General features: G+C 44.8%; 14 protein-coding genes and 1 pseudogene. 13 read left to right on the forward strand and 2 right to left on the reverse strand.

All coding sequences use genetic code 11. The features are described from left to right. Positions 1 to 19: 19 nt before the first annotated feature. From HWQ43_RS05390 to HWQ43_RS05440, 11 genes and pseudogenes are all read left to right on the forward strand, one after another. Complete coding sequence (locus HWQ43_RS05390) at positions 20 to 1,123, forward strand: hypothetical protein (RefSeq protein ID WP_292731010.1); 1,104 nt, start codon at positions 20 to 22, stop codon at positions 1,121 to 1,123. After that, complete coding sequence (locus HWQ43_RS05395) at positions 1,120 to 3,312, forward strand: beta-ketoacyl synthase N-terminal-like domain-containing protein (protein ID WP_292731012.1); 2,193 nt, start codon at positions 1,120 to 1,122, stop codon at positions 3,310 to 3,312. Before HWQ43_RS05390 ends, HWQ43_RS05395 begins: the two co-directional genes overlap by 4 nt. Positions 3,313 to 3,483: 171 nt before the next feature. Then, the gene (locus HWQ43_RS05400) at positions 3,484 to 6,408 is read left to right on the forward strand and encodes an AMP-binding protein (protein ID WP_292731014.1); all 2,925 of its coding nucleotides are present in this window, start codon (positions 3,484 to 3,486) and stop codon (positions 6,406 to 6,408) included. A 288-nt stretch (positions 6,409 to 6,696) separates the two neighbouring features. Beyond that, on the forward strand, positions 6,697 to 8,115 hold the full coding sequence (locus HWQ43_RS05405) for a hypothetical protein (RefSeq protein ID WP_292731016.1): 1,419 nt from the start codon (positions 6,697 to 6,699) through the stop codon (positions 8,113 to 8,115). A 129-nt stretch (positions 8,116 to 8,244) separates the two neighbouring features. Further along, the gene (locus HWQ43_RS05410) at positions 8,245 to 9,399 is read left to right on the forward strand and encodes an efflux RND transporter periplasmic adaptor subunit (RefSeq protein ID WP_292731018.1); all 1,155 of its coding nucleotides are present in this window, start codon (positions 8,245 to 8,247) and stop codon (positions 9,397 to 9,399) included. A gap of 357 nt (positions 9,400 to 9,756) precedes the next feature. Next, a complete protein-coding gene (devC, locus tag HWQ43_RS05415) occupies positions 9,757 to 10,917 on the forward strand; it encodes an ABC transporter permease DevC (RefSeq protein WP_292731020.1) in 1,161 nt (386 codons plus the stop codon). Further along, positions 10,907 to 12,100, forward strand: a complete 1,194-nt coding sequence (gene devC, locus HWQ43_RS05420) for an ABC transporter permease DevC (protein ID WP_292731022.1) — start codon at positions 10,907 to 10,909, stop codon at positions 12,098 to 12,100. Before devC (HWQ43_RS05415) ends, devC (HWQ43_RS05420) begins: the two co-directional genes overlap by 11 nt. Before the next feature lie 32 nt (positions 12,101 to 12,132). After that, positions 12,133 to 12,804, forward strand: a pseudogene (locus tag HWQ43_RS05425) (DevA family ABC transporter ATP-binding protein); the annotation flags it as partial. A gap of 186 nt (positions 12,805 to 12,990) precedes the next feature. Beyond that, entirely contained in the window at positions 12,991 to 13,485 is a 495-nt protein-coding gene (locus HWQ43_RS05430; protein ID WP_292731038.1) for a GAF domain-containing protein, read from the forward strand. A 21-nt stretch (positions 13,486 to 13,506) separates the two neighbouring features. After that, positions 13,507 to 13,833, forward strand: coding sequence for an anti-sigma factor antagonist (locus HWQ43_RS05435; RefSeq protein ID WP_292731024.1), 327 nt, complete (start codon positions 13,507 to 13,509; stop codon positions 13,831 to 13,833). 57 nt (positions 13,834 to 13,890) lie between these two features. Then, positions 13,891 to 14,280, forward strand: a complete 390-nt coding sequence (locus tag HWQ43_RS05440) for a hypothetical protein (protein WP_292731026.1) — start codon at positions 13,891 to 13,893, stop codon at positions 14,278 to 14,280. Positions 14,281 to 14,518: 238 nt separating this feature from the next. Here HWQ43_RS05440 and HWQ43_RS05445 read toward each other — a convergent pair whose 3' ends face one another. Together HWQ43_RS05445 and HWQ43_RS05450 are read right to left on the reverse strand one after the other, a co-directional pair. Further along, positions 14,519 to 15,895 (reverse strand): FAD-dependent oxidoreductase, encoded by a 1,377-nt coding sequence (locus HWQ43_RS05445; RefSeq protein ID WP_292731028.1) that lies wholly within the window; start codon positions 15,893 to 15,895, stop codon positions 14,519 to 14,521. A gap of 129 nt (positions 15,896 to 16,024) precedes the next feature. Then, the gene (locus tag HWQ43_RS05450) at positions 16,025 to 16,642 is read right to left on the reverse strand and encodes a GMC family oxidoreductase N-terminal domain-containing protein (RefSeq protein WP_292731030.1); all 618 of its coding nucleotides are present in this window, start codon (positions 16,640 to 16,642) and stop codon (positions 16,025 to 16,027) included. A 10-nt stretch (positions 16,643 to 16,652) separates the two neighbouring features. Here HWQ43_RS05450 and HWQ43_RS05455 point away from each other — a divergent pair, with 10 nt between their 5' ends. Continuing rightward, the gene (locus tag HWQ43_RS05455; RefSeq protein ID WP_292731032.1) at positions 16,653 to 17,129 is read left to right on the forward strand and encodes a hypothetical protein; all 477 of its coding nucleotides are present in this window, start codon (positions 16,653 to 16,655) and stop codon (positions 17,127 to 17,129) included. A 148-nt stretch (positions 17,130 to 17,277) separates the two neighbouring features. Beyond that, on the forward strand, positions 17,278 to 17,430 hold the full coding sequence (locus HWQ43_RS05460; RefSeq protein ID WP_292731034.1) for a hypothetical protein: 153 nt from the start codon (positions 17,278 to 17,280) through the stop codon (positions 17,428 to 17,430). The last annotated feature ends 198 nt before the right edge of the window (positions 17,431 to 17,628 follow it).

Raw genomic sequence — 17,628 nt, forward strand, 5'->3', positions numbered from 1 at the left:
GCAAAGGAAATAAATTGTTATGGCTACTCAGGTAATAGAAACCGAGGTACAAGATCCCTTAATGGAGTATTTAGAAGACCCCTTTCTACATCACCTGTTCACCCAGGTTAGAAAAGCGGGTGCTATTAAAGGAATCTCTGTAGACTTAACTCATCTATGTAATCTGCGGTGTGAGGGTTGTTGTTTTTTCACCGACGACCTGGATCAAAATGCAGCACCCAAAGATGATGCTGAATTTGAGGCATTAATTGCACAAGAAAAAGCTAGAGGCACTAACTACATTACAGCAGTTGGAGGTGAGCCTACCCTAATGCTGGATCGATTGCGAAAGCTGGCGCAAAATTTTTGGATGATTGTCGTCACAAACGGGATGATCAAAATCCCTTATGAGGGGTTTGAAAATATAACAATCAGTGTTTCTCTTTGGGGCGATCGCGAAACCGATAAAAAGCTACGCGGAGGAGGGAAGTTAGATGTTTTCAGCAAGGCTCTCAAAAATTACAAAGACGATCGCCGAGTCTTTTGGTACTACACTACCACTGCTGGTAACGCCCATGAAATAGAACGGGTTGTTGAACAATGTGTCGAGAATGGCAACTTTGTAATATTTAACTTTTACGGGGATAAGGCGGGGTTAGGGGGTGTTTATGATGACGATCGCGGGTTTGCAGATGTGCGTCATGAAATCGACCGGATGATTGCCCGCTATCCCGATCGCATCTTGATGACCTCATACATGAATCAAGTGTTTACTACAGGGCAAATGTATGATGAAACCTGGTGTTATGATGTCTGTCCTTGCATCAGTGAAAATCGCCTAGAGAATGCAGCCCGATTCCAAAATGGTAAACCCTATAATCTTCACTTTCGTGCTTACAATCCTGATGCCAAATCAACCAGGACATGCTGCACCAGCGAACATCCCGATTGCTCAACCTGTTACCAAACCTGGTCGCAGATTGGTTGGATTATGCTGAATATGGAGCGGCACTTAGGTTCTAAGCAGGAGTTTACCAACTGGCTGACAACAATGTATATGTTTTACCTGACTGCCAGAGCTATTGACTTTGAAGCCGGCGTTCAGGTTTTACCTGAGATTCACAGAAGAGTGAACAGCATATGATTCCAGAACCCATTGCAATTGTTGGTATTGGTTGTCGCTTTCCTGGTGGTGTCCACAGTCCAGTTAGCTTCTGGGACCTGTTGCAAAATAGCAGGGATGCAATTACAGAAATCCCTTGCGATCGCTGGAATGTCAACAAATTTTATCATCCCGATCCAGTAGAACCAGGTAAAATGTACAGCCGTTGGGGTGGGTTTCTCGACCGAATAGACCAGTTTGATGCCAAATTCTTTGGGATTTCCAGTGCGGAAGCGGCTCGGATTGACCCTCAACAACGACTCTTGTTAGAAACGGCGTGGGAGTCACTGGAGGATGCGGGACTTGTGCCGGAACATCTGGCTGGCAGCGATACCGGGGTTTTTATTGGGGTACTTAACCGAGATTACAGTTACATTCAAATGGATGAGCGCAATCGCGATGCCATTAATGCCCATACCATAGTTAGCTCAAACCTCAACTTGGTACCAAATCGCATTTCCTACTGCTTTGACTTCACAGGCCCCAGTCTACCGATTGACGCTGGCTGTGCCTCGTCATTAGTCGCCGTTCACTTTGCTTGCTCTAGTCTCTGGAATGGTGAATGTAGCCTTGCCCTAGCAGGTGGGGTCAATGTCATCTTCAAACCAGAAATCAGCATCGCCATGAGTAAGGCATTTTTGCTGTCTGCGGATGGTCGTTGCAAGAGTTTTGATGCAGCAGCAGATGGTTTTGTTCGGGCTGAAGGAGTAGGGGTTGTGGTTCTGAAGCCGCTATCCCATGCCCTCGCTGACGGTGATGCTATTTATGCAACGATCCGCAGCAGTGCTGTCAGCCAGAATGGTCGCGGCAGCAGTTTTACAGCCCCCGAAGCTTTGGCGCAGCAGACAGTCATGCAAAAAGCCTATCAGCGGGCAGGAATTCTCCCTCAGCAGGTGCAGTATGTAGAAACTCAAGGCTCCGGTTCGCCGATGGGGGATGAGATTGAAGCTAAAGCGATCGGGGCTATCATCGGCAGCGATCGCTCTTTGGGCAATGATTGCCCGATCGGATCTGTAAAAACAAATATTGGACACATGGAAGCGGCTGCCGGCATTGGCGGACTCATTAAAGCAGCGCTAGTAGTCTGCCATCGTCAAATTCCACCCAATCTGCATTTTCAAACCCCCAATCCCAAAATTCCTTGGGAGGAACTGCGGTTGCGCGTGCCACAATCTTTGGAACCACTGACAAATAAGGATAATCAACCACCGATCGTGAGTGTGAATGGTTTTGGACTGGGGGGCACGAATGTTCATGTGATTCTGCAAGGTGTAGAATCCTTGCCAATTGATGCGGCGATCGCTAACCAACCACAAATTTTTTTAATGTCAGCTCGTAGCCCAGAGGCTCTCAAAGCCTTTGCTAAAGCTTATATTGAGTTTTTTACTGCCCAGGATAACGCGGCAATTTCATTGGCAGACATTTGCTATACAACTAGTCTGCGCCGCAGCCATCATTCCTACCGTTTGGCAATGGTGGTTGATTCTAAGAAACAACTCGTCGAGCATTTAGTGGCTTTTCTCGCACAAGAAAGCCGTCCCTCAATGTTTTCAGGCTATGTAGAGCAACACAAAAACAGTAGAGTAGAGGAAAATCCTGGTACTGAATGCGCTCAAATGTTGAATTCCTTAGCAGAGCGCTATACCCTAGAAGATTCCATTGATTGGAACGCTATTTATCCTCATGGTGGTTGTTTTGTGCGTTTGCCGTCCTATCCGTGGCAACGACAGCGTTACTGGCAGGAATCAGAAGCCTCACGGCAAGATAGATTAGGAGAATTTAATAATGTTGAAGCCTCTAGTGTGGTTATATCCAACGGCTCTCAGATTGATATTATAAAGCAATGGTCAGTAGCGGCAAATAGCCAACGCACCGATTTATTAAGCACTTACATTCAAGCACAAATTGTCCAAGCCTTAGAGTGTGAAGCTGTTCAAGTTGATGTCCAAAAGCCACTTAATAGTATGGGCATCGATTCTCTGATGGCTGTGAGTCTGAGAAATCACATTGTCACCAATTTAAAGATTGAACTGCCAATCGAACAGTTTATTGCTAGTCCTAGCATTGCGGAATTAGCTCAAGCTTGCCACGAACAATTAATTTTGAAAAATTTGATACCAACTATTCAGATTGCTAATGTTGTTGAGGAAATAGAGGAGTTAACACTTTAGCCTCAGTTGATAATTGAGACGGGTAAAAAAACAGAAGCACGATCGGGTTTTGGAGAGGGCTAATACCGTTTCACTTTAAAAATGATACAGATGGGCAAGCAGAGGGAGCAGAGGAAGCAGAGGAAGCAGAGGAAGTGATTTGTATCAGTGATTTCGTGAATTGGTATAAATATGGTATTCAATGAATTGTTAACATCCAGTTTGTCAGTCAAAAATTTAGTAGAACTGACGCGTTATCGCGCCGAACAACAGCCCGATCGCCTCGCCTATAGTTTTGTGCTAGATGGAGAAAAGGAAGTAATTAGTCTCACATATCGAGAACTCGATCTATCGGCACGAGCGATCGCGGTGCAACTGCAAACTGTCAGTGCCAAGCATGAGCGTGTCCTGCTTCTCTACCCGCCTGGTCTCGATTTCATTACCGCCTTCTTTGGCTGCTTATATGCTGGTGCCATCGCCGTTCCTGCTTATCCGCCTCGACAAAATCAGTCCATCTCTAGGCTGATGGCAATTATGGCAGATGCCCAGGCTAGGGTTGCCCTAACTACAACCTCCCTACTCACTACCATCGCTACTCAGTTTACGCATCATCCAGAACTGGCTACAAAACAGATTTTAACTACAGACACCATCGCTAATCAGCAAGCAGAGTTATGGCACGAACCCGTAATCGATCCAAACGCGATCGCATTTCTGCAATACACCTCTGGCTCAACCGGGACACCCAAGGGGGTTATGGTCAGTCATGGCAACTTACTACACAATTTAGAACTGATTCATCAGTTTTTCCAAACTGCTCCCAACCAATTAGACGTATCCTGGCTGCCCCCTTATCATGATATGGGCTTAATCGGTGGCATCCTCCAACCTCTCTACGTTGGCTCCTCAATAATTTTGATGTCGCCCGTTGCGTTTTTGCAGAAGCCTTATCGTTGGTTAGAAGCAATTTCCCACTATCAAGCGACGATTAGCGGCGGGCCGAATTTTGCCTATGACTTGTGTGTGCAGAAGATTCAGCCAGAACAATTAGTAGGTCTTGATCTGAGCAGTTGGAAAGTTGCTTTCAATGGTGCCGAACCAGTTCGTGCCCAGACCCTAGAGCGATTTGTTACCAAGTTTGAGCCTTACGGCTTTCGCCCTGAAGCTTTTTATCCTTGCTATGGGATGGCTGAAGGCACATTGTTGATTTCCGGGGGGATAAAAGAGTGCTACCCAACGGTGTGTAATGTAGAAAGTTCTGCTCTCAAACAAAACCAAGTTGTGCTGTGTGCAGAGCAACAGCAGAATAGTATAAAGATTGTGGGGCAGGGTAGGACGGGGTTAGGTCAAACAATTGCGATCGCCAATCCACAATCTTTCAAGAGATGTCCAGATGGTACAGTCGGAGAAATTTGGGTAACAGGAGCGAGTATTGCTCAAGGGTACTGGCAGAAACCCCAAGAGACGCAAGAAACATTCTATGCCTGTTTAGACGATACAGACGGGGGTTCGTTTCTGCGAACGGGCGACCTGGGATTTCTGCATAATGGTGAATTATTTGTTACCGGGCGACTCAAGGATTTAATTGTGATTCGAGGTCGCAACTACTATCCTCAAGACATTGAACTGACGGTGCAGGAAAGTCATTCAGCTCTCCGGCACGGCTGTGGAGCAGTGTTTGCCATTGAGATAGAAGGGGAAGAAAGAATCGTCGTTGCTCAAGAAATCGAGCGAACCTACTTAAGAAAGCTTAATGCAGATGAAGCGATCGCGGCTATTCGCCAAGCAGTGTCACAGGTTCATGAGTTATCAGTTTATGCAATATTGCTGCTCAAGACTGCCAGCATTCCCAAAACTTCCAGTGGTAAGATTTCCCGTACTGCTTGCCGCAATGGATTTCAAACAGAGAGTTTGGACATCATTGCTGCTGACATCTTGCCCCAATGGGATGGCAGAGATAGCGAATATAAACTCACAGTAGCAGAACTGTTAGCGATCGCTCCCACAGAAAGACAGCAGCACTTAGAGTCTTACATTCAAGCAAAACTCGCAAGGGGACTGAAAGTTAACTTGGCGAAACTCCATCCCCAACAACCCTTGCATCAGCTAGGCCTCGATTCCTTGACGGCAATCGAGATTAAACATCAAATCGAAGTCGATCTAGAAGTGAATGTTCCTGTGGTCAAGTTTCTCGAAGGTGTGACGATCGCAAATCTCGCTGCTCAAATTCTCAGACAATTGACTGGAGTAAATTCTCAGCAGCAAGGCGAAAAGCTACCCTTTTTCTGCATTCATCCGGTGATGGGTGTCGCTTCCGTTTATTCCGACCTGGCAGAGTTATTGGGTCAAGAACAACCTTTCTATGGGCTACAATCTGCGGGGATTACTGGCGAAGGCAAATCAAAAGATTGTATAGAAGACATTGCTGCTGAGTACATCCACGGTATCCAACAGGTGCAGCCAGAAGGTCCCTATTGTCTAGGAGGTTGGTCTTTTGGTGCGCTGGTGGCATTTGAAATGGCCCAACAGCTACAGCAAGCAGGACAGACCATTGTATTACTGGCACTAATTGATACTCCCGCCTTTTGCGACAATCGCACTCAGAATTTCTTCCAGATGGCTAAATTTCTGGTGAATTCCGTGCTTCGCAATCTTGGCCCTTATCTGGATGAAACAGTGGATCATTTTCTGACTGCTGTCGAAGAACGACAACTCACCCAACAGATTGGAACTAAGACCTCGAAGCCATTGCATTTTTTGGTTGAGCCAGGAAGCATAGCTAAGGTTGTCGCCCACCAGTCTAAACTGAGTAAGCTTTTCCAACCAACTGCGCGACGGCTATTTCAAGTCATACAAGCTAACAACTCAGCCCTCCTCAAATACAAGCCACAGCCTTATCCAGGTAAAGTTACTCTCTTTCGGACGAGCAAACAAACTGGAAAAAATCCCCAAGATGCAACCCTTGGCTGGGGCGATCTAGCAATCGGCGGAGTTGAGATTCATCAAATTCCAGGAAACCATCTGAATTTAGTTCTCCCACCTCATGTAGAGGTACTTGCCGAAAAGCTAAAAGCTTGTCTCGATCGCGTGCAGGTTCAAAAGATGGAGGTGTTGTAGATTTACCCTTTTCTAGGAGGGTTGTATTAGCTTGATAAGACTATAAGGAGATTTATAAAAATAAATAATAACCAAAATGTTCGCTTTGATTACTGATAGTTATAAAACAGCACTAACTGATATTATCCTATCAAGTCCCCATCTATATTCAGAGGATAAAAGTCAAACATAAGTAGAACGACTTCAAAAAACCAAACTATGTAAAGAAAAATGAAATAGGCTTAAACCCTTTTTCCTTCTGCTTTCTGCTTTATCCCAATAATCAATATTCACACCGACCTACTTTTTATGAGTATACCTTTAAAGCTTCGCAGTGGTTTTAGCTTTGACGAAGCGATTTTAATGGCTAAGTTCTCCAAACGGAGTTATGAGATATTTCAAGTTGGAGGAGGCTCTGTTGAGGATGCCGAAGTCCAAGATATTTATAACTCTCTGTATAAGAATGAGGGCTGGAAATTAGTTCATAGCTTGCAGAATAATGAAACTAATATCCGAGGTTTCATTTTTAAACGAGAAGGAAGTAATCAATTTGCGGTGATTTTTCGAGGCTCTATTGTTACCGATCGCGGTCAAATTGAATTAACGGATATTTTGACCGATCTCAATTGGTCATTAATTAACTATGGTTCTTTACCAGATACGCGAGTCAAAGTCGCACGGGGATTTTTTGAAGGATTTGAAGCCGTCAAAGATGAACTGGCTGCCTTTTTTCAGGTTCTCTTAGGTCAAATTAATGCTCAAGATTTTGAGATATTTCAAACCTTGAATTCTGGCAAACAAATTGCTATTGCCCATGCCATTGCGGCAGCTGGAGGAATCCGATTCGGACTGGCCTTTGAGCGCCGATTAAAAAAACTAATTTCGGAAGTCTTCTCTTATGATGCGATCGGCAACCTGAATCGAGCCTGGAGTTTTGCGCGCGATGAACTCTTGAACTTTGAAGACATCTCTAGAGAAATGAGTGAGTTATCGAATAGTCGCAGGGCTGGTGCTAGCTTAAATTCTATATCTAAGATACCTAAAAATACCAGCAGTCTTGAGGTTTACCTAGGGGGCCATAGTTTGGGCGGTGGTTTAGCTCAACTCGGCGCTCTGTTCTTAAAACGCCGTTTTAGTTCTTTAGGAGAGTCAGCTTTACGAGTCAAAGTATACACCTTTGGATCTGTGAAAGTTGGCAATCGGCATTTTGCCAATTACTACAACGAACAATTAGGAGAAGGATTTAGTTACCGTATTGAAAATCAACTGGATCTGTTTACCCTGGTACCCTTTAGCCTTCCTTTCCCTTTAAGTATGGTTGCTGGCAATGGCTTGAGATTGGGGGAACTTTACTTAGGCAATTACGAACATGCGGGAGAAGTTCATCACGTAATTGGACTGGGAAATCACGGTGTCTCTCTGAATTTTGGGGGAGCGGCAGAATTTATGGGAGGTGTTCCTTTCCCTCACAGCTTCGATACCTACATTCAACTGCTAGAAGAAGACAAAAAACGGTGGCATCAGTTGTGGCAACCGATTAGAGGAATTCTCAGCATCTTTTTACAAGAAATGCTTCAGGAACAGGAAGCTGGGATTGTGATGACTACCGAAGAACAAATACGGGGAGTTCAAGAACAGACATCTGAAGAAATTCGTAGTCTCAAACAATCTCTAGACGAACTTAAAAGTGAAATTCAGCGATCGGGGCTGAACTTGAAGAACGAATAAGAACTAGTACCGCAAGGCGGAATTAAAAATTAAAAATTAAAAATTAAAAATGAATACAACATAAGGGTTTTGTTGATTTGGAATGATTGGTTTATTTCCGCCGTGTTGTACTAGTAACTTTTACTACTTATGATGACCCCTAATGTTACTGCTCGCAATCTTAGTATCTTTGCTGGTCTACTTGCCTTAAGTATCGGGGCTGGATACGTTTTCCTGTTTAAAGTATCTAGCCCGTCACCCGCCAACAACGCCTCACCATCTTCGTTATCGTTGCCGCCTGAAAAAACAAAAGTCCTGGCATTGGGGCGGTTGGAACCAGAGGGGGAGATTAGCAAGGTTGCAGTTCCAGTGGGGGCACAGATTGATGAATTAAAAGTTTCTGAGGGTGATTGGGTAAAAACAGGGCAAGTTTTGGCTTATCTAAAAAGTCACCAAGAAATACTGGCTAAACGAAATTTGGTTGCTAGCCAGGTAAAGGAGGTGCAAAAACAGATACAAACAGATAGCTCCGTTAATCAGATTGAGATTAGTCAGGCACAAGCACAGATTAGTCAGATTTCTACTCCTCGTTTGCAAGAAATTAGCTCTCAAGAGGCTGCTGTTCGCCGATCGCAAGCAGAATTACAACAGGCAATTATCATACGCGATCGCTATGCAAAACTTTATGCTGAAGGTGCAGTTCCTAAAGAAGATTATGAGATTAGGAAGTTACTGGTTGTACAAACCCAGGAGAATTTAAGTCAAGCCAGAGCAAAGTTACAGCAATTAACCAACACCCGTCAAGCAGATATCAAAGTAGCTCAAGAGAACCTCAAACGCTCAGAGATGAATTTAAAGCGAGTCGCTAGCCATAGTGGGTTGATTTCAGCCATCCAAAATTTAAAACTGGCCCAAGCACAGTTAGAGCAAACTATTATCCGTGCGCCCAAAAATGGCCAAGTCCTGAAGATTTATACCCAGGCTGGGGAAGTGATTTCCGATCGCGGGCTTCTGGCTCTGGGCAACACACGTAATATGTATGTAGTGACAGAGGTGTTTGAAACAGACGTTAAGTTGATTAAGGTCGGACAGCGAGCAACAATTAGCAGTCCGGTTTTTTCAGAAAAAATGACTGGCACTGTCACCAAAATTGGTCAATTGGTGTTCAAAAACGACATTATTGGGGACGATCCGACAGCAAAATCAGATGTCCGAGTGGTAGAAGTGAAAATCCGCTTAGATCGAAGCGAACTTGTCTCCGATCTAAGTAATCTGCAAGTAGATACCGAGATTGATTTAAATTAATTCGCTAAACGTTTTTGAAATGGGAATAGGGAACTTGGACTTTAACAATTTTTAAAGGTATCTAAACTGAATGGCACTAAGAAAAGATACAGCCCTTGCTCTGACTGGTTCCCAGCCTAGAGACTGGGAACCCATTCTGGGAGGGCTGCCGCCCTCCAGTAGCTTGACAAGAGGCAGAAGCCCACTTTAAATACATTTCCAGCCTCCAGGCTGGGAACAAGACGATACAAGCCTTTGGGCTTTTCTTAGGTATCGAAATCACATAGAACCCGCCCCAATACTCTGGGAAGAAGACGACACAAGCCTTTGGGCTTTTCTTAGTGCCATTCGTATCTAAATTATCAGGAGTTAGGGAATGTGACTAACCGTCAGCACCGCAAACACTGGAAAGGACCCCCATTAGCATGGCAAAACTTAATTCAGAGTAAAGCTCGCTTAGGCGCGGGAGTATCAGCCATCAGCTTTGCGGTTTCCTTAGTATTTATGCAACTTGGACTTTTTAGCGGAGTGATGAAGGGAGCAACGCTGCTCTACGACAGCCTCAATTTTGACATTGTATTGATTTCATCCAAGTCGCCGGAGTCCACCTATGTTCCACCTTTTTCTCGGCGTTATTTGTATCAGGCAGGAGGGACGAATGGCGTTGCTGCTGCCAGACCACTTTACCTGGCGTTTCGCTCGTGGCGTAATGTAGAAACAAGGCGAATACGAGCGCTTTTGCTTTTGGGGTTTAATTATCGAGATCCTGTGTTGCGCGTGCCAGAAGTTTATCAGTCTTTAAAAGCCCTACAACGCCAAGATACCTTGTTAATGAATAGCCTCTCACGCTCTGAATTTGGCCCGAGAGAAGTGGGTCTAAAAACTGAACTGAACAGGCGAGAAGTTAAGATTGTGGGTCTGTTTAGCTTAAATAACACTATCCGTGCTGATGGCACTGCAATTGTTAGCGATCAAAATTTTATTCGTCTGAATCCGGGGCGATCGCTGGATGATATAAGTCTGGGGTTGATTACAGTTGAGCCTGGTGTAAAGGTTGATGAAGTGGTGCAAAACTTACGCCAAATCATGCCAGCAACGATTAAAGTATTCAGTCGTCAGGAAGCGATGTCCAGAGATCGGGAATATTGGGTTAAGTCTACTTCGCTCGGTTATATCATTGGTGTTGCTGTGATCATGGCTTTTCTAGTGGCGACTGTGATTGTGTATCAAGTCCTGAGTTCTGATGTCAATGAACGCTTGCATGAGTACGCAACCTTAAAAGCCATTGGATATACTAATTTGCGTTTGTTGACGGTCGTTATCCAAGAAGCGCTCGTGCTGGCGACGCTGGGGTTTATTCCTGGTTGCCTTCTGGCTTTGGGGATGTACCATGCCATTTTTATTGCCACAAGACTACCGGTCGCTATGACTGTTAGTCGGATGTTATTAGTATTCGGTCTGACGATTTTGACATGTAGTGCATCTGGATTTGTTGTTGCTCGCAAAGTTTTAGTTGCAGATCCCGCTGATGTTTTCTAGCAAAAAGGTTCGAGTTGCCCTCTTTAAGTTTTCCCTTGCCTGGCGTAACCTGCTCCAGCAACGATCGCAGTTTTTCACAGCATTAGCTGCGATCGCGTTTGCAGTTTTTCTCATGTTTTCCCAACTCGGATTTCAGAATGCAATGTTGAATAGTAACGTTGCGTTTATTCAGGCATTCAATGCTGATTTAATCATGCTCAGTCAGCGACGCTATGTTACCGTTATTGACGAAACTTTTAATCGGAGTCGATTATATCAAGTTAGACAATTTGAAGGCGTTGCAGCAGCTTATCCACTTTATATCACTCTTGGTAGTTGGAGACGTTATGGAACTGCCGAGGAAAGGTCTATCCGAGTGTTTGCATTTAATCTAGACGATCCTGTTTTTCTCTTACCTGAGATCCAAGCGGCTGAATTAGCCCTCCAAATGCCCAACACTCTATTGGCCGATAGCAGGTCTCGCAAAGATTATGGTTCTATGCAACCGGGTGTGACAACTGAGCTTTCTGGTGTCCAAGTCAAAGTAATTGGAACCTTTGAACTGGGTGCTGACTTTGTAACTGATGGTAATTTAATTGTCAGCGATCTTAATTTTCTGAGAATCTTTGCAACTAGACCTTCTGGTATTGATTCCAAGCTTCGTTCATCGCTCAACGACGTTGATATTGGTCTAATCAAAGTGACTCCAGGAACGAATAGCGATCGCCTAGAAAAGTTTTTGAATCAATCTTTACCATCTGATATAGTTGTTTATACGAAACAACATTTTATTGCCAAAGAACTAGATTATTGGACGCAATCATCTGGAATTGGGGCTATTTTTGGACTAGGAACAATCATCGGTTTTGTGGTTGGTATTGTCGTAGTTTACAACATTATCTATAGTAATGTTGCAGATAATCTACCTCAATATGGCACTTTGAAAGCTATTGGCCATTCTAATTTTTATCTTGTCGGTATTGTTTTTCTCCAATCCATCATTCTTTCATTTTTTGGTTTTTTTCCGGGTTTTTGCTTAAGCTTTCTTTTTTATCAGTTAATTTCTACGGCTACAGGGCTGCAATTAGAGATGAATTTTAACGTTATCAGCTTCGTGCTATGTTTAACAGTTTTAATGTGTGTTGTTTCTGGACTGATAGCAACCAGAAAGCTACAAAAGATAGATCCTGCTGATATTTATTAATAAAATTTTTAAATAGATGTTGATTTAAACTGATGTCTACCAAACCAATTATTCAAATCGAAAACATCAATCACTATTATGGAAAGGGTCAATTACGCAAACAAATATTATTTGATATTTCTTTGAAGATTTATCCTGGAGAAATTGTGATTATGTCCGGCCCCTCCGGATCTGGGAAGACAACACTGCTGACTTTAATTGGGGGATTGCGTTCTGTTCAGGAAGGTAGCCTTCAAGTACTAGGACACGAGTTAAGCGGAGTGAGTAATCGGTTGCTGGAAAATGTCCGCAAGCAGATAGGGTTCATTTTTCAAGCTCATAATTTGTTAGGTTCCCTAACCGCAAACCAAAATGTCCAAATGTCTTTGGTGCTGAATGATGCGATCGCAATGGAAGAAGCGCAAGAGCGATCGCAAGCAATATTAGAGCAAGTGGGACTGCAAAAGCGGATTCATTCTTATCCGCACCAGTTATCGGGTGGACAAAAACAACGAGTGGCGATCGCACGGGCTTTGGTAAATCGACCCCAACTGATTTTGGCAGATGAACCAACAGCAGCGCTAGACAAAGCCAGTGGTCGAGATGTGGTGGAATTGATGCAAAAACTGGCAAAGCAGCAGAATTGTACAATTTTGCTAGTAACCCATGACAATCGGATTTTAGATATTGCCGATCGGATTGTTCATCTAGAAGATGGCCGTTTAGCATCGCCTACAGAGCAAGCAATTCTAGACATTGAGAGTACAACGACCTCATTAGTTAAAGCAAAGAAAGAGGAATTGAGCCGCAAGATCCAAGAATTAACCATCCCTCAATTTTTGAGTTTGCTTCAAAAGCTCAAAGAAGAATTTGAACAAGTTTTGCAAGCAATGGATATTCTCAGCGAGCAAATGCTAGAAGCAAATATTGAGGAAGTGATTAGGGCTTTAGCCTTGAAAATCGCCCAAATTATGGCTGCGGATCGAGCTACGATCTTTGTCGTTGATGAGGTAAAAAATCAGCTCTGGGCTAAGGTTGTCCCCAATGAAAACGAAGAAGCATTAGAAATTTTCCTACCGATGAATGGTAGCATTACTGGTTATGTTGCCACAAAGGGTGAAAGTATGAATGTAACTGATGCTCAGAACGATCCTCGGTTCTATCGAGAAATCGATCGAGTCACTGGATATCATACTCGTAATATCCTTTGCTTACCGATGTTCAATAGCAAAAATCGAGTGTTTGCAGTGGTGCTTTTAACCAATAAATTAGGAGATACTTCCTTTGATGCTAATGACGAAAGTCAGTTCTGCGAACTAACTACACCCCTAAGTGTCATATTAGAAGGCAGTCTTTCAGTGCTGGAACAATATCGATCGCGAGTGATTCAGAATTTGCAGTTGTAGAATTGATATAAGGAAAAGATTATGGCTTTCAGTGCCACACTAAAAATTAGCAATGATGTCGCTAAAATCACTTTGTCTGGAGAATTGGATGCCATGACTGCACCGATTTTCAAGATAGAGGTAGAGAAAGCAGTAGCTGAACATCCAAAACACCTCGTGTTGTTGATGGAAGACTTAGAATATATGGCCAGTGGGGGTCTGCGGGTACTTATTTTTGCCAAACAAACAATAGATGCGGCTGCGGATATTTACATAGTTGCTCCCCAGGAAATGGTATTAGAAACACTCAAAAAAACTGGATTCGATCAAAGCGTGCTTATAGTCGATGAATATGTCGCTTCGCTCTAATTCAAAAGACATCTCCGAAAACAGTCAAAGCCTTTGTATGGCTCTCAAGTCAAACCCATGCCCGATTCAGAAGACCCAAAGCAAGTCTCCAGCAACGACTTACGCAATTCCCAGTTTGGCGGTGGGTTGATTAACACTGACACAGTGAATGCTGGGCAAATTGGCGGCGACATCTACAACATTCACCTTGGGCAGCAGACGGCGGTATCAGGTAATTCAGTCCAATCCCAGAATCAACGCCAGCGATCGCTTTCTGAAAGAGACTCACTCGAAAAAGCCTACACCCTTCAAAGCCAGAAAGTTGCAAATCGACAAACAGCGTTGGTTATTGAAACCGATGTATCCCGCAAGTTTCAATACGAACAACAGCTTCAGGCAGAGGAACGCACACTGGGGGAGCTTGGTGACAAGTTGGATGCAACGAAGCCATGTGCTTGTTCATTTTGAATCAGCAAAGATTCAACTTGATGTATAGCTGATTGCACAAAATTTCATCCTTTTTAGATTTAAAGTTAGCTAGGCAATGGAGATGATTGTGTGATTTTTAGTGCCTCCGCATGAGTATAGAAAACTCGATCAGTTCTTTTTCCTGGTTGGATAGTTCAGCATGGGGAAAAGCGACCCCTTGCAGATATCTTGAAGCGATCGCCCATATTCAAGTTAGTAGTTAGGGGTTGCTCCTTTGTTACATATTGGGACAGGTTGGCATATCATCTCCAACGAGTAGCCTTGCGAGACTGGGCAACGCCTCACCGTAAGTTGGGTGAATGTGAACCGATTGTTCGAGTACCTGCCACGTTGCTTTAGCTTCCATCAGCGACAAAAAGACATGCACGAGTTCAGCCGTTTCGTATCCAACCAGCGTTGCTCCTAAAATCAAATTTGTATCGGTGTCGATGACCATGCGGTAGAAACCCAGATCGTGCCCCCACTCAATGCTACGGGCGATGTAAGCCATTGGTAGGGTGACTTCGCGGGCAGCAATGCCCTGTTTGTGAGCCTGCTCTAGCGTCATCCCTACCCGGCCCACTTGTGGCTCTGTGTAAACGGCATAGCCTAACACCCGATCGTTGCGTGTCCGATGTTCGCCACACAGAATGGCTTTCAAGCGACGATAGTCCTCCCAAGAAACATGGGTAAAAGCAGGCTGCTTGGCAGCGTCCCCGATCGCATAAATCCCAGCGCAAGTCGTTTGAAACTGATCATCGATTTTAATAAAACCCTGTGCATCTAATTCAACGCCTGTCACCGCAGAATTTAATGCCTGAGTATTCGGTTTGCGCCCAGTCGCAATCAGTAATGCTTCTCCATCGAGTACTTGACCATTGTTCAGTGTTAGGGTAAACACACCGTTGGTATAAGCAACTTGCTGAACCGTCACATTGAAATGCAGTCCAATTCCGTCTTGCTCAAAGGCATCAGCAAGCACAGCACTGACATCGGATTCTTCTTGAGCCAGCAGCCGATCGCCCCGCACAATCAATTCGGTTTGGCTCCCTAAACGCGCCATTCCTTGCCCTAACTCTAGGGCAATATAGCCACCGCCGACCACGAGCAAGCGGGGCGGAATCTGCTGCAAATCAAAGAAATTTCGGTTGGTCAGATAAGGCGTTCCAGCTAAACCAGGAATATCAGGAATAGTAGAGGATGTTCCTGTGTTGATAACAATGATCGGAGCCTCCACAGCCACACCTCCTCCGCTTACAGTTCGCTCTCCGGTGAAAGCAGCTTCAGCGCAGACAACTCTAACTCCTGCACTGTCTAGTCGCCGTTTGACACCCTGGTTAAACTGGCTGCGAATGCTACGCACACGCTCCATCACTGTAGAAAAATTGACTTCAAGGAGCGCGTGTATGCCTAGCTTTGCGGCTTGTCGAGCGCGACCTGCGGCGTGGGCAGCAGCTAGAAAGGCTTTAGAAGGTGTACAGCCATAGTTGATGCAACTGCCGCCCAACACATCGCGCTCAAACAGAACGACGTTCTTCCCTGCTTTGGCAAAGTCAGCTGCGAGGGGAACTCCGCCCTGACCGCTGCCAATCACAATCACATCTGCTGTTTCCATTGTTACCTCGGTTGATAGTTGGTCATTACAGTTTGTCGAGTACGACTGGCTTTAATTAAATCGGCTTCTCTCTCCACACTAACGCAGTGACCTGAATGCCACGCGGATCTCTTCGGCAAAGAGTTTCGGCTATTCCCAGTCCGCAAAGTGACCGCCCTTGCAAGGCGCGATCGCAGCCTTGAGATCATCCGGATCAGATAGCGTGTTGGCATCAATCATGATCGGGTCGGACGGATTGGAACCCGTGAGGCGCAAGCGACCTCGGTTTTTGGGATGGGCGACTGCCCCGAATAACGTCCAGCCTGCATCGGGTAAGCCAAACCGGGCGACATTCTCGGCATTGGATTTTGGCACTTCAGCCTGACAGACAAATAGATTTGGACTGTCCAGCCCGGACTGGTCGCCCTTGAAAAAGATGGCTTCGGACAGGTTGTTTCGGGGTGCGATCGCTTCCTGATATTCCCAAACACAATCAAATGCCACATGGTCTTGAAAATTTTGCCCCACACCGGGAAGGTGCTGCACGACCGGAATTCCCAAACGCTGCAACTCAGCCTCATTGCCAATGCCAGATTGCATCAGCACCTTCGGCGTATAGATCGCACCGAGCGACAGTACGACTTCGACTGCCGCACCAATGCGATAGAGTGTGCCACGGTAAGAAATCTCCACGCCAGTCGCCCGCTTACCCTGGAACATCAGCCGCGTCACCAGTACATGAGTGAGAACCGTCAGATTGGGTCGCATTAATAGTGGAATGGCTGAAGCGGATAGAAATAGCCAAACATATCGACCAAAAAATGAAGAAACCGCACGGAAACCACCAACAGAAGTTCTTGATATTCATTTGTCTCAACAGCAAGAAGAAGTTTCTGCTGAAGGCATTGGTTTTGAAGTTGAGTTGGGTAAGTTTTGGCTCAACCCAGAAACGAATAAATGGGTACACTGGCACGAACGCTATTTGGTCATACGTTCCCACAAGCTTGCCCTTTCTGCAATTGACTCTCAAAACAAGCGCATCAATCAAGCTCAACTTGCCTTGGAAAAATTAGCCAATAAACCGGGAACTGAAATAGATGTGCTTGGGCATAAGGTTGAGAATAGATGGAGTTTGTCGTCAGACAGATACTTCAACAAGCCCAAGATTCTTTGCCAGGTTTTTATGATGGCAATCCCAAGCGCAAAACGGATCGTCCTTCTGCCGAACAAATACTTAAGGCTTTTTGTCACATAACTCTTTATTTACTCCCTGATTCTACGGTCTTCATTACACCTCTCAACCAGCTTCAAAAACAGATTCTTTCCGCCATGAAAATCCCTGAATCCCTTTATGACCCCGAACTTAAGCTGTGTAAGACATAATTCCCCCTCACTGGGTCAAAATGAGCGAACGCAGAGTAATTGTCAACTACATCGCCATATTCTCAATAAAAACAGGTTTATTTCGTCGCGATCGCATCCCGAAATACCCTATTTCCGTTCTTGATTTTAGCACCTCACAAAATCGCATTGCTCCCGTCTGTTACCCACTTTAAAGAATTATGTCGAGACACTCCGTGCCAGACATAAAACGTCCTTGTGACAAGCCCCCGACTTCAGTCAGGGTAAACTTGCGATAGCGTTAACCAAATTCGGCGCTTTTTTGTCCCCGGCTTCTAAGAACCTATCCCACTAATACCGAAATATGGTAATCTACTTCTCGTATGAGAGGGGTGTATCTGTGTATGGCTGGG

It is taken from the genome of Nostoc sp. JL31 (assembly GCF_017114965.1).
GTDB lineage: Bacteria > Cyanobacteriota > Cyanobacteriia > Cyanobacteriales > Nostocaceae > Nostoc > Nostoc punctiforme_A.

Bases quoted from the DNA above. Each gene is read 5' to 3' on its own strand.
- HWQ43_RS05390 (WP_292731010.1), top strand. From the start codon at position 20: ATGGCTACTCAGGTAATAGAAACCGAGGTACAAGATCCCTTAATGGAG.
- HWQ43_RS05395 (WP_292731012.1), top strand. From the start codon at position 1,120: ATGATTCCAGAACCCATTGCAATTGTTGGTATTGGTTGTCGCTTTCCT.
- HWQ43_RS05400 (WP_292731014.1), top strand. From the start codon at position 3,484: ATGGTATTCAATGAATTGTTAACATCCAGTTTGTCAGTCAAAAATTTA.
- HWQ43_RS05405 (WP_292731016.1), top strand. From the start codon at position 6,697: ATGAGTATACCTTTAAAGCTTCGCAGTGGTTTTAGCTTTGACGAAGCG.
- HWQ43_RS05410 (WP_292731018.1), top strand. From the start codon at position 8,245: ATGATGACCCCTAATGTTACTGCTCGCAATCTTAGTATCTTTGCTGGT.
- devC (WP_292731022.1), top strand. From the start codon at position 10,907: ATGTTTTCTAGCAAAAAGGTTCGAGTTGCCCTCTTTAAGTTTTCCCTT.
- HWQ43_RS05430 (WP_292731038.1), top strand. From the start codon at position 12,991: ATGCTAGAAGCAAATATTGAGGAAGTGATTAGGGCTTTAGCCTTGAAA.
- HWQ43_RS05435 (WP_292731024.1), top strand. From the start codon at position 13,507: ATGGCTTTCAGTGCCACACTAAAAATTAGCAATGATGTCGCTAAAATC.
- HWQ43_RS05440 (WP_292731026.1), top strand. From the start codon at position 13,891: ATGCCCGATTCAGAAGACCCAAAGCAAGTCTCCAGCAACGACTTACGC.
- HWQ43_RS05445 (WP_292731028.1), bottom strand. From the start codon at position 15,895: ATGGAAACAGCAGATGTGATTGTGATTGGCAGCGGTCAGGGCGGAGTT.
- HWQ43_RS05450 (WP_292731030.1), bottom strand. From the start codon at position 16,642: ATGCGACCCAATCTGACGGTTCTCACTCATGTACTGGTGACGCGGCTG.
- HWQ43_RS05455 (WP_292731032.1), top strand. From the start codon at position 16,653: ATGGCTGAAGCGGATAGAAATAGCCAAACATATCGACCAAAAAATGAA.
- HWQ43_RS05460 (WP_292731034.1), top strand. From the start codon at position 17,278: ATGAGCGAACGCAGAGTAATTGTCAACTACATCGCCATATTCTCAATA.